We start from the raw sequence: 11,923 nt of genomic DNA, 5'->3' as shown, positions 1-11,923 counted from the left end.
CTTTCTTATTTTCCACTATAAAGTAATTCAAATAGACTATCTTCTAACTCTGTATTTTCAATCGTTTTGATATAAGCCACTTGTTTATCATATTCTTTAAGCAAAGAAAGTTTCTGCAAAATTTGGTCTTTTTCTTCATAATCAATCTCTGCAATATCTAACCTTCTAAAAAGGGAAGTAGCAAAATCCCAATCAAACTGTCCTTTTTCTCCTTTTAAATCAATAGAAAAATTTCCTATTTTACCAGATATAATCTCCTTACCTCCATAAACAATAGTATGTTTACGTGACGTTTCTTGTTTACTTGTAATTTTAAAAACTTCCTTGATAACTTCTACTTTGGTTTCATTCTCATCTTCTAATAATGTATACTCTCCATCAGCACCTGGAAATATTTTCCAGATTATCTCACTAGGAATTTCTTCTTTTTTCAGAGGATTTTTATCTAGTGGAATAATAGCTCCTGCTTTAGCAAAAACGGGTATTTCGGTGATTTCTCGATATACTTTAAGGCTAACATTACCATCATAGCGTTGACCTGTAAAAAAATCATACCAGATTCCTTCTGGAAACCAAACCTCCACATTTCCCATCTGTAAATTGGAATTCATTTTTTTTGTAATTGGTGCCACCATTAATTGGTCGCCAAAGTTATATTGATTTCGATGATTGTAAGCTTCTTCTTCCAATGGATACTCATAATAAAGAGGTTCAATAAGCGCTTTTCCTTTAAAAGCAGTCATAAAATTAGCACTATAAAGATATGGAATCAGTTGATGTCTAAGTTGCAGAAATTCAATCATTGATTGCTCAATAACACTATCAAAATGCCAAGGCTCTTTGCTAGTAAACTCAGATTTAGAAGAGTGAAGTCGATTAATAGGTGAAAATACTCCGAATTGTAACCACCTTAGACTAAGTTCGGCATCTTTATAACCTTGCATATGTCCGCCAATATCATGACTCCACCAAGTATAACCAATATTTGAGGCAGTACTCGTAAAATAAGGCTGAAAGTCCAAACTTGCCCATGAAATAACTGAATCTCCTGAAAATCCTAAGGGATACCGATGACTTCCTGGGCCAGCATAGCGGCTCAATATAATATTATTTTTATTCTTTTCCTGAGCCTTTTGGTATTGATAATGATTGAGTAACCAGAGAGGGTCAACTCCCGATTTTGAAATTACTCCCTGTTGCCAATCAATCCACCAAAAATCAACCCCTTCGTTTTCTAAAGGTCCATGAACCGCTTCAAAATATGCTTCTCGAAATTTAGGGTTGTCAAAATCAAATTTTGCTGCCTCTTCTAATTCTGTATTTAAATCAAGAATTTGAGCAACTTGTGGATAAACATCTTCAAAAGCACGAATGCCATCAGCTGGGTGGTCATTCAAAGTCACTTTCAGTTTTCTTTGATGTAATTCATCAATAAAGTTTTTGGGATTAGGAAATAATTTTTTATTCCATGAATAACCTGTCCATCCAGAACCAAACCGACTTGGAACCTCTGATACCTTATGCCAATCCATATCAATCACACTGACAGATAAGGGAACTTTCTTGTTAGTAAATTTATCCATCAATGCTAAATAAGATTCATCGCTATAGTCATAATATCGACTCCACCAATTTCCCAGAGCAAATCGGGGAAGTTGTGGTGTATTTCCTGTCAGCTGATAAAAATCTTTCAGAGCTTGTCTATAATCTCGTCCATAAGCAAATAAATATAAATCAATTTTACTGACAGAACTAGCAGCAATATCCCCTGTTTCTGTCAGAACTTTCCCTTTGTCCTCCAAAATTGCAAAACCATTTTTGGACATAATTCCATCCTCTAAAGGGCATTCACCATCAATCATATCCAAAGTTCTTGTCGTTCCACCCAAATTTCCAGCAGATTTTTCGCCAAAATACCAACGATTAGAATAAACAGAAAAGTTAAATTTCACATCAGCAAATAAGCTTGCATTTGTAAACTCTCCACCACTATAATAAAGATGAACTGTTGAAGTGATGATTTCAAGTGTACTTTCTTTTTTTATAAAATCAAATTTTACCCCAGGAAAATCTCGATTTTGTACCATTTGTGTCATTCCATCTTCAAATTCACCTGTCTGACTATACTCAATACGAATCAATTGCTCGGTCAATACCGTGAATCTGGCTTTATCAAATTTTATAATATTATTATTCATATATTTACTTTCTAATTCACTGATCGTTCTGTCAGTAGATATCTTACTATAATCAATGAGTCACTCTTTCAATTCTGTCAAAAACCTGTTTAATCATGATTGAATTGACAAGATTAATCACAGAAAAGCCACCAAAAGTTAAGAAATAAATCATTGTCAGTAAAGCTTGCGGACTTGTAAAACTAAAATAGATTATGAATCCATTAAAGATCAGTAAAAACAAACTTTGAAACCAATTTTGAATACTCAACAACAAAATATTATAAACTGTTTTTTTCAAAGAATTCTTGTATCTTCCAATGTAAGAAAATCCATAAACACTCGCTAATGCAATAACCACACATAAAATAAACGCTGCCGTTCTCATCAAAAATGAAAGCAGTAATGGCAGATAGCTTACTAAGCGAAAATCATAAAATAATATAAAAGTTAGCAGACTTAAAATGATGAAAAAAATTGTTGCTTGTCTAAAATTTAGACTGAAACTTTTAAAATAATTCTTGATGACACTTCCTCTGTTTTGATGTAATATTTTTTGTAAACTCGTTTGCAAGGCACAAAGACTTGCTCCAATCGTAATCAGTGGAAGTGAAGTGAGAATAAATAAAGTATTCAAGATAACTAAATCTGCTAAAAGAGCCATTATTCTCATCACTGAGCTATCAATATTCAGTAATTTCCCCATTATTTCATCCCCTACTTCTGACAAATCTGTCAGCAAACTTTAATAATAAACCAGAGGATTTTAGACCTCTGGTCTTTTAAATCAAACTATTTTCCCAAAGCCTTTTGATAACGGTCAAAAGCATCTGTCTGTATTTTCAAATAATCTTTGAGTCCCATTTGGTTTAATTTTGCAATATAAGCATTCCAATCTTTATCAATCCCACCTTTAGTGACCCATTTTGCAGTTTCTTGTGTTGTATAAGAACTCAAATCTGGATAAACTTGAGCAATTTTTTGTAATTCATCATTTGTATAAGTAACCGAAGGAAAGGCAGGTCGAGCATATTGTTTCAACTCTGCATCCATTTTTAATTTTTGAGCATCACCATTTGTAGGATCTTCAAAAGTAACCTTATCATTCAAACTGTTATCCCATGATTTAGGTCCAAAATCTCGCAAGGAATTTATCCAAGCTTGAGTGTCTGCTGAGTTATCCCCAGTTGGTTTTAAAACTTTGTAAGCATCACCTGATTTTTCAGTTCCAACTCCAAAAGCTCCATAATAATTTTGAATGGCTGCATCATTAGTATAAAATTTATCAGCCCACTTCATTAGTGCTTTTACATTTTTAGCATGAGTTGTCACCATAAATTCGTCTCGTCCTTGATTAAAATGGTCAGGGTCAGACATCACATATTGATTACCATCAGGTCCTTTTAATGCAGGCAAGACAACATAATCTTTAGCATTCTTACCAAAAGTTGCATCAGCTGTCCAACCAACAGACACGCCAACTGTTTCAGTATCAGCCATTAATTTTGCTTGTGCTTGAGTAGGATCAAGTGTATAGAGTTCAGGGTCAATCAATCCTTTAGTGAAAGCATCATGCATTGCTTCAATTCCTTGCTTGAAGTTGTCAGTTGAGCGAATATAGGCTGGTTTTCCATTCAACATCATCATTTCATTTGAATTATCAGCACCTCTTAAAACACCAAAAGGTAAAGTATAGGACATTGTTGGATCAAAATTACCTGTCCCATAAGGAATCTCATCTGCCTTTCCATTACCGTTAGGATCTTTAGTTTTAAAAGCTTCCAAAACTTTTACAAATTCATCATAGGTCGTTGGCATTTGTAAGCCCAATTTATCTAACCAAGTTTTATTTATAAACAATTGGTTCGCAATAATCGGACGCATTGGAGCTTCTTTAGGCAAGGACCAAATATGTCCATCTGGACTTGTAATCATGGCTTTTAAGGCTGGATTCTTCTTCATCGCCTTTTGTAAATTAGGCATATCTTTCACGTATTTTTCCAAAGGAATAAAATTAGATTGATTCTGAGCAATTTCTTGGTCTGTAAATGTGATTGAACCCATAAAAGCATCTGGTAAATTTCCCCCTGCCATCAATGTTGACTTTTTATCTCCCCAATCTGCGTTAAGATAAGTATTCCATTTCACATTAATTCCTGCTTCTTTTGCTAACTGATTTGGAAATTTAGTATAATCGTTTCCCCAATCAGCCCAACGAACCGTTGCCACTGTAAAGTCTTTATTACTTGAATTATCCTGTTTGCTAGAACTTGAATTTCCACAAGCAGAAAGTAAAGTAATCGCTGCAAGCATCGAAGCTGCTCCAGCTGCAAGAACCAATTTTTGATTTTTCATTTGAAAATCTCCTATAATTTTATTTTTATAAACGCTAATTAATTATTAACTCTAACAAATTACTCTTTTATTGCTCCAACCATAACTCCTTGGTTAAAATATTTTTGTAAAAAAGGATAAACCATCATTATCGGTAGTGTAGAAACAACAATAGCAGCATATTTCATCATATCAGCAGTCTGACGAAGTTGGGTCGCCATATCTCCTGTCGCTTGGCTTTGTAACGTTTGGTTTGTAATCAATAATTGTCTTAATATTAATTGTAAAGGCTGTAAATTTTGGTCAGTCAGATAAATCAAAGCACTGAACCAGGAATTCCAAATTCCTACTGCTGTCCATAATCCAATGACAGCCAAAATTGCCTTGGATAAAGGAAGAACAATTTGAAAAAAATATCTAAAGGTACTCGAACCATCAACTTGAGCTGCTTCCCAAAGCCCATTAGGAATAGACTCTTGGAAAAAAGTTCTAGCAATAATAATATTATAAGGTGACACCGCAAAGGGAACAATCATAACCCAAATCGTATTCAAGAGTCCAAAATTTTTGGTTACTAAATAAATTGGAATTAAACCACCTGTTACAAACATTGGAATAACATAGAGTAAAGAAATCCATTTTCTTCCTAATAAATCTTTACGAGAAAGTGCGTAACCGACTGGAATATTGACTAATAATCCGAATACCGTTCCCGCAACTGTATAAAAAATTGTATTAAAATATGAGCGCCAAATTAAGGGTTGAGCGAATAAAGTTTTATATCCTTCTAAACTCCATGATTTTGGCCAAAACCAGACTGCGCCTGTTGCCACATCTTGTGGGTTAGAAAAAGAGGCGATAATAACAAACCAAAGTGGGTAAATGATAAGTAAAATGAGCAGAATTGCTATCCCATATATTAAAACATCAAATATCTTCTCTTGTAGACTTCTTGGTTTTTTAGATTTATGTTTATTTTTCATCATTCTCCTCTCAGAATAAACCTGTCTTAGTCAATCGTCGTGAAATAAAATTAACCGTAACTAAGATAACTAGATTAATGACAGTTTGAAATAAATTAATAGCAGTCGAATAAGAATACTGGAATGACTTGAGTCCTACTTTGTAGACATAGGTTGATATTATCTCCGAACCTGATAAATTCAACGGATTTTGCAAAAGAAGGACTTTTTCAAAACCAATATTTAAAAGTTGACCGACAGCTAAAATAAGCATAATCATCATTGTTGGGACTAATAAGGGAAGGTCTATTTTTATCATTTGTTGTAAACGAGAAGCTCCATCCATCGTAGCCGCCTCATAATAAGTAGGGTCAATTGCAGAAAGGGCTGCCAGATAAATAATTGAATTCCAACCAACATGTTGCCAAACATCTGACCAAACATATAAACTAGCAAAAGCATTAGGATTACCAATAACGTCTGGCATCTTCACATTAAATATTCCTAAAAAGTTTGCTACTAACCCATTTGAAGGAGAGAGAAAAAGTAGAATCATACCACACATTACCATTGTTGAAATAAAGTGAGGTAAATAAGTTGTGACTTGAAAAAACTTTTTAAACGCTTGAACTCTAATTTGATTACAAATTAAGGCAAGTGCGATTGGCAAGGTAAAACCAAAAACAATACTGTAAACAGCAATTTTCAACGTATTTAATATTGTTGGCCAAAACTGATAAGAATTAAAATACTGAATAAACCATTTAAAACCTACCCAAGGACTTCCACTTACTCCAAGAGCAGGTGAATAATCTTTAAAAGCCATCAGCAATCCGTACATTGGTACATAAGCAAAAAGAATAAGTAAAATAGTTGCTGGAGCTAGCAGAATATATAAAGAAGTATTATTTTTTAATCTTTCTTTTATTCTGCTATTCTTAGCTTTTTTAGGTAAAATTTTTACTTGAGATGTCGGTGTCATAATAAACCTCTCTTTTAGTTTAACGTTAAACTCATTTGATAAACTCATCATAACCCTATCAATAAAAAATGTCAATACAAAAATCCTTATATACCTATTTTGAAAGCGTTTTATAATCTTGTGGTAAATTTTCTGATTTTTTTATTTTATATAAAAAAGTAGCAACTAAATTATTAATTGCTACTTCTATTATTTATTTAACTGTCTCTCTAAAATAGTTTGCTACTTTATACCTAACCATTTTCTCTTATAAAATAAACCTCAAATTCATCAGCAACCTTATCACTTCCTGAAGGAAGAATTCTCATTTTTACTTTATTTTTATTAATAACTTTATAACGGAAAAAAGCTTCTTCTCCTCTTTCATTAATATTTATTTTCACTCTCCGAAAACCATCTTTGTCGAGTTCATTCAATGGACGATAAACAGAATTTTCTCTTACAAATTCCCCATCAATATTCCCTCGACCATTTTTCAATTCTCTAAATATTAACTCCACTTGTTCTTTACCATACTTAAAATGAGGCTCATTATCCAAATTGGCTCGATAAAATTGTACCTTGAGCTCTTTAGACATTGGTAATCTTACATCTGAAATCCAAGCGCCATACAAAAAATGAATCGAATCTTTTTTATTTTTCTTCTCATTTTGACTTTTAGTCAAACTCTGACAAGATTTAAAAATTACTAAAGGAATCAAAATTACCAATAAAACTAAAATTATCCATTTCACATTTTTCCAATTTTCATTTTTCATAAACTCCTCCTTTGTCATCTTTATAATGATACTTTACCATAAATAAGGATACAAAAAAAGAGCACATAAGCTCCATACTTAGTGCTGCTACCGTCAGGTCCTGACACGCTTCGTAAGAAACTTATTGCTCCGAAAACTATTATAACACAATTTATTTTTTTCGTCTATTTTTAAAGAAATCTTGCATGATTTTTGCACACTCGTCTTCTAAAATCCCCGATTCTACTTGGACTCGATGGTTCAGTCGCTTGTCTTCTAAAATCTGATAAAGACTGACCGTTCCTCCAAATTTAGGATTTGTCGCTCCAAAGTAAACTTGTGGAATCCGCGCTAACCCAATTGCTCCGGCACACATGACACAAGGTTCAATGGTGACAAAGAGGGCGCAATCAAGAAGTCTCCAATTTCCCACTGCCTGATTTGCCGCTTCAATCGCGCAAACTTCAGCATGATGTGTCGCCCGACCATCAAGCTCTCGCCTATTGAAATCACGCGCAATAATTTCGCCGTCTTTGACAATGACAACTCCAATCGGAACTTCCTCATTTTCAGCTGCTTTCTGCGCTTCTTTGAGTGCTTCCTTCATAAAAAATTCTTTTTCTTCTTCTGTAAAATTCATTTATCCTAAAAATTTCTCTTGTTCAAGACAATATATTTTGACTGGAACAGCTTCAAATTGTTCTAATGTCCCATTGACAATTGTATCATCTAAACAAATATAGTTTCGATGTTTCCCAAATAAAAAACCACTCACATGACCAACAAAGACCTGAACATCAGTGTTTGGTACCCCCACAGCTTTAGCAACACTATTTCGCCGTTCAAAAGAATCACCTGGCAAATGTTCCCAAAACAAATCTTTTGCCTTCTCTTTTTCATAAGAAAGGCTCATTTTTGCACTATGAGAGAGTACCACCCACTTATTTCCAATTTTTTCAATCAACTGTTCTGGCTGACCAAAGTTATTTTTCATTTCTGTCAGTAAAAATTGTCTGTCAGTAACTGATAGTTTTTTCCAGTTTTCAATTGAATACTGCCAGCCATTTGGTGGAGCCCCTTCATAAATATCAATCGTTCCAATTGCATTAGAAAGTTGCTCTTCATCCGTTTTACCGTCACTTGCAAGTTCTGACCACATTTGCTCATGATTTCCCATCATGACTGTCACATGATAACCAGCATCTGGCAAAGTTTTCAACAAATAAAGTAAGACATCAAAGCCAAAACGGCCATGATCAATGCTATCTCCCAAGACAAAAAGCCGGTCATTTTTACTAAAATGAATCTCTGTCAGCGTCTTTTTCAAACCAGATAAGCGTCCATGAATATCAGAAACAAATAAATTTCGTTGATAGTGCTTATCATCATTGACAAACCTCGTTTTAGAACTATCAGCACTTTTTTTAACCAATTGTTCAATCTGACTTTTCGTTTTTGGTGGATTGTAATTAAGCACACAATTTTGGATACTGACAAAACCAAAGAAAATTCCTGTCAGTAAAATGATAAATGAAATGAGGAAAAATAGCTTTTTAAAAGGGCTTATCAAAGTTGCCATTTTTTATGCGGAACTGCTAAATCAGTAATGACAGTATCTCCTGCTGCTTCTTTTGCTTCCGTCAGTAAAATATCCAAATCACCAAATTGTGGCAGATGAGTCAAAATTAAATTTTTAACCTTTGCATCCTTAGCAATTTGACCAGCTTCAATTGATGATAAGTGATTAGGCATTTTTGCTTTATCTTTAAAGAAATAAACATCAGCAAGAAGAAGGTCAGCCTCTTTGGCAAAGTCAGTCAATTCATCAAAATAACCCGTATCTCCAGTATAAATCAAAACTTGTCCCGTTCTGCGTTCAACAATGCGCATGGCATAATTCACCACAGGATGAACTGTTTTTAGAAAAGTAATATCAAAAGGACCAACCTTTGTTCCATTTTCGACATCATAAAGATGACCTTCTGAAACCTTATCCAAAGTTAATTTAGAAAATTCATATTCATTTTCCCCATGGCCATAAATAGGCAACATCATTCCATCCCAATCATCTTGACCCAATGGATAAAGCTGACGATATTGGCGAAGAGCCCCCAAATCTGCAATATGGTCTTCATGATAATGACTCAAAATAACTGCATCAAGTTGAGTTGGTTGCAATTCATGTTCAAGTTCTGTCACCGCGCGTGAACCACAATCTAAAAGCATGTTAAAACCTGATTCTGATTGTAAAAGATAAGAGGTTGTTCCGGCATCGCGCGTAGGATATCCGCCCCAAACACCTAGTGCTGTTAATTTCATATTTTTTCTCGCTTTCTTTATTTTTTTGCTTAAGTCTATTATAACAAAGCAAAGCTAATTTAGCTTATGCGCCATTTAAACTTTACTGACAAACAAAAAAAGTGGTAGAATCCACCACTTTTACTTTATTTCCAAATTTTATCCACAATCTTTTTAATATGTGCTAATTTAGCCCATTCTTCTTCTTCAGTCAAATCGTTTCCTTCTTCTGTAGAAGCAAATCCACATTGTGTTGAAAGTGCCAAATTTTCAAGTGGAATCGATTCAAGCGCCTCGTCTAAGCGAGCTTTAATGTCTTCATACTTTTCAAGTTCTGGATGTTTAGAAGTGAAAAGTCCTAGCACAAGCAAGACATCTTTTCGTTGATTCCAGATTTCTGCTAAGGGAGCAAAAGAACCTGAGCGAGCATCATCGTATTCTAAAAAGAAAGTATCATAATTAAGCTGACCTAAATATTTTGCCACAGGCTCATAAGAACCCTCAAATAAATAAGTTGATTTGAAATTCCCTCGACAAATATGAGTTGAAACTCTCAAATCCTCAGGTAAATCCTTCAAGAGTTTATTAACAAGATAGACAATGTCTTCACACATCTTAACATACTTTTCATGATTTTCTGGATCATCTAGTAATCTGGCAATAAGATAAGCCCAAGTCGTATCGTCCAGTTGAATATAACGCGCACCCAATTCATAAAAGTGGAGCAAAGTTTCATGATAAGCTTGAGCCAAATCATCTAAGAATTCTTCCCAACTTCCATAAAATTCTGGCCAACGGTCTGAACGACCATCACGATTTGGAATTAACGAAGGTGAAGGAATAGTAACTTTAGGTTCAACTCCTTCTGGTAAAAGGCTTTTTAAATAGTTAAAATCCGCAAAAAAGGGATGTTCTGGGTTAAAAGCTACTTTACCAGTCAATTTAATATTAGTTGTCCTTGTTTTTGCACCATGGAATTTATAAGAATCCTCTTGTTCATAAGTCCCAACTCCATTAAGCCCCCAGAGGAAATCTAAGTGCCACCACGAACGATTAAATTCTCCATCTGTCACCGCTTTAAGGCCAACGTTCACTTCTTCTTTCACTAATCTCTTAATTTCAGATTCTTGAATTTTTTTAAAGTCACTTAATGGAAGTTGCCCTTCTGAATAAGCCAAACGCGCTTCTTTTAAAGCTTGGGGACGAAGAAAACTTCCAACGTGGTCAAAATGATAATGCTTATAAGTTTTTGTCATGAAATTACCTAGATTCTATTAGTTTAACTCATTCCATTGTAGCAAAGCGTCATTTCTTTGGTCTTAGAAATTTTTAATGACATGATGTAAATATTTAATATTAAATTCAAGTGATTGACTTAGGAGTCAGACTGGTATAAACTTTTACTTATAAGAGAGGTAGAGAGATGAAAGCAATTGGAACTATTGATTCTAGCAAAAATTTTATTGACTTTGAAATAGAAAAGCCAATCTTAAGACCCCATGATTTATTGATAAAAGTCGAGGCAATCTCAATCAATCCAGTTGATACAAAGGTTCGTAAAGGGATTAAAGACAATTTAGTAGAACCAAAAATTCTAGGTTGGGATGGTTTAGGAACTGTCGTCGAACTTGGGAGTGAAACTAAGCTTTTTAAAGTTGGGGATAAAGTGTTTTGGGCCGGTGATGTTACTCGTTCAGGTTCAAATGCTGAATTCCAAGCCGTTGATGAACGAATTGTTGGTTTTGCTCCCAAAAATTTGGCCAAAGAAAAAGCAGTCGCTATGCCTCTAACAAGTTTGACTGCCTATGAACTTCTCTTTGAAAAACTAGAAGTGACTGATGAATCTAAAGGAAAATCACTCCTCATTATTAATGGTGCAGGGGGTGTTGGCTCAGTAGCAATCCAAATGGCCAAAAATGCCGGATTGACAGTGATTGCTACGGCATCAAATCCCCAAGCGATTGAATGGGTCAAAAATTTTGGCGCCGATTATACCGTCAATCATCATGAAAATTTGGTTACTCAAGTTCATGAACTTGGCTTTAAGTTTGTAGATTATATTTTAATTTTAAATGCCGTTGTTGAACATATGCCAGCGGTAAATGAGTTAATTGCTCCACAAGGTTCGATTGCAAATATTGTTGAACCGGGGCAAGCTATTAATTTAGATCAACTAGCTCATAAATCTGCACGTTTTAACTTTGAATGGATGTTTACAAAAGTAGTCTCAAATACATCTGATTTACAAAGTCAACATGATATTTTAAATAAAGTTTCTGAATGGCTAGATAATGGCGTTCTAAAAAGTACAATGACTCAGAATCTCGGGCCAATTACTGCTGAGAATGTGAAAAAAGCTCATGAACTCATTGAAGAAAATCATACAATCGGAAAAATTATCCTATCTTAACGATTAAAAAAATCCTCTTATTT

General features: G+C 34.2%; 11 protein-coding genes and 1 other RNA gene. 1 reads left to right on the top strand and 11 read right to left on the bottom strand.

From position 1 onward, the window contains the following. Window positions 1–5: 5 nt before the first annotated feature. The 11 genes from AB6B24_RS07490 to AB6B24_RS07440 all read right to left on the bottom strand — a co-directional run bounded on the left by AB6B24_RS07490 (window position 6) and on the right by AB6B24_RS07440 (window position 10,746). A complete protein-coding gene (locus AB6B24_RS07490) occupies window positions 6–2,198 on the bottom strand; it encodes a TIM-barrel domain-containing protein (RefSeq protein ID WP_311804155.1) in 2,193 nt (730 codons plus the stop codon). 52 nt (window positions 2,199–2,250) lie between these two features. Continuing rightward, on the bottom strand, window positions 2,251–2,883 hold the full coding sequence (locus AB6B24_RS07485) for a YesL family protein (protein ID WP_153241843.1): 633 nt from the start codon (window positions 2,881–2,883) through the stop codon (window positions 2,251–2,253). Window positions 2,884–2,969: 86 nt separating this feature from the next. After that, complete coding sequence (locus AB6B24_RS07480; protein WP_311804154.1) at window positions 2,970–4,532, bottom strand: extracellular solute-binding protein; 1,563 nt, start codon at window positions 4,530–4,532, stop codon at window positions 2,970–2,972. Window positions 4,533–4,591: 59 nt separating this feature from the next. Beyond that, entirely contained in the window at window positions 4,592–5,494 is a 903-nt protein-coding gene (locus tag AB6B24_RS07475) for a carbohydrate ABC transporter permease (protein WP_311804153.1), read from the bottom strand. Window positions 5,495–5,504: 10 nt separating this feature from the next. Next, a complete protein-coding gene (locus AB6B24_RS07470; protein ID WP_023163873.1) occupies window positions 5,505–6,455 on the bottom strand; it encodes a sugar ABC transporter permease in 951 nt (316 codons plus the stop codon). Between the two features lie 233 nt (window positions 6,456–6,688). Then, window positions 6,689–7,213, bottom strand: coding sequence for a hypothetical protein (locus AB6B24_RS07465; protein WP_311804152.1), 525 nt, complete (start codon window positions 7,211–7,213; stop codon window positions 6,689–6,691). A 50-nt stretch (window positions 7,214–7,263) separates the two neighbouring features. Further along, an RNA gene (gene ffs, locus AB6B24_RS07460) (signal recognition particle sRNA small type) lies at window positions 7,264–7,349 on the bottom strand. Between the two features lie 15 nt (window positions 7,350–7,364). Further along, on the bottom strand, window positions 7,365–7,832 hold the full coding sequence (gene tadA, locus AB6B24_RS07455) for a tRNA adenosine(34) deaminase TadA (RefSeq protein WP_003129664.1): 468 nt from the start codon (window positions 7,830–7,832) through the stop codon (window positions 7,365–7,367). Beyond that, window positions 7,833–8,771, bottom strand: a complete 939-nt coding sequence (locus AB6B24_RS07450) for a metallophosphoesterase (protein WP_311804138.1) — start codon at window positions 8,769–8,771, stop codon at window positions 7,833–7,835. Beyond that, window positions 8,759–9,511: an MBL fold metallo-hydrolase gene (locus tag AB6B24_RS07445; protein ID WP_311804137.1), complete on the bottom strand. Its 753-nt coding sequence runs from the start codon at window positions 9,509–9,511 to the stop codon at window positions 8,759–8,761. Before AB6B24_RS07445 ends, AB6B24_RS07450 begins: the two co-directional genes overlap by 13 nt. Before the next feature lie 125 nt (window positions 9,512–9,636). Continuing rightward, window positions 9,637–10,746: a vitamin B12 independent methionine synthase gene (locus AB6B24_RS07440; protein ID WP_311804136.1), complete on the bottom strand. Its 1,110-nt coding sequence runs from the start codon at window positions 10,744–10,746 to the stop codon at window positions 9,637–9,639. A gap of 167 nt (window positions 10,747–10,913) precedes the next feature. Between AB6B24_RS07440 and AB6B24_RS07435 the strand changes: the two genes are divergently transcribed. Beyond that, window positions 10,914–11,900: a zinc-binding alcohol dehydrogenase family protein gene (locus tag AB6B24_RS07435; protein WP_047206600.1), complete on the top strand. Its 987-nt coding sequence runs from the start codon at window positions 10,914–10,916 to the stop codon at window positions 11,898–11,900. The last annotated feature ends 23 nt before the right edge of the window (window positions 11,901–11,923 follow it).

This window comes from Lactococcus sp. AK05, assembly GCF_041026685.1.
Taxonomy (GTDB): domain Bacteria; phylum Bacillota; class Bacilli; order Lactobacillales; family Streptococcaceae; genus Lactococcus; species Lactococcus lactis.
This window is presented reverse-complemented; position numbering and strand designations above follow the sequence as displayed.

Bases quoted from the DNA above. Each gene is read 5' to 3' on its own strand.
- AB6B24_RS07490 (WP_311804155.1), bottom strand. From the start codon at position 2,198: ATGAATAATAATATTATAAAATTTGATAAAGCCAGATTCACGGTATTG.
- AB6B24_RS07485 (WP_153241843.1), bottom strand. From the start codon at position 2,883: ATGGGGAAATTACTGAATATTGATAGCTCAGTGATGAGAATAATGGCT.
- AB6B24_RS07480 (WP_311804154.1), bottom strand. From the start codon at position 4,532: ATGAAAAATCAAAAATTGGTTCTTGCAGCTGGAGCAGCTTCGATGCTT.
- AB6B24_RS07475 (WP_311804153.1), bottom strand. From the start codon at position 5,494: ATGAAAAATAAACATAAATCTAAAAAACCAAGAAGTCTACAAGAGAAG.
- AB6B24_RS07470 (WP_023163873.1), bottom strand. From the start codon at position 6,455: ATGACACCGACATCTCAAGTAAAAATTTTACCTAAAAAAGCTAAGAAT.
- AB6B24_RS07465 (WP_311804152.1), bottom strand. From the start codon at position 7,213: ATGAAAAATGAAAATTGGAAAAATGTGAAATGGATAATTTTAGTTTTA.
- tadA (WP_003129664.1), bottom strand. From the start codon at position 7,832: ATGAATTTTACAGAAGAAGAAAAAGAATTTTTTATGAAGGAAGCACTC.
- AB6B24_RS07450 (WP_311804138.1), bottom strand. From the start codon at position 8,771: ATGGCAACTTTGATAAGCCCTTTTAAAAAGCTATTTTTCCTCATTTCA.
- AB6B24_RS07445 (WP_311804137.1), bottom strand. From the start codon at position 9,511: ATGAAATTAACAGCACTAGGTGTTTGGGGCGGATATCCTACGCGCGAT.
- AB6B24_RS07440 (WP_311804136.1), bottom strand. From the start codon at position 10,746: ATGACAAAAACTTATAAGCATTATCATTTTGACCACGTTGGAAGTTTT.
- AB6B24_RS07435 (WP_047206600.1), top strand. From the start codon at position 10,914: ATGAAAGCAATTGGAACTATTGATTCTAGCAAAAATTTTATTGACTTT.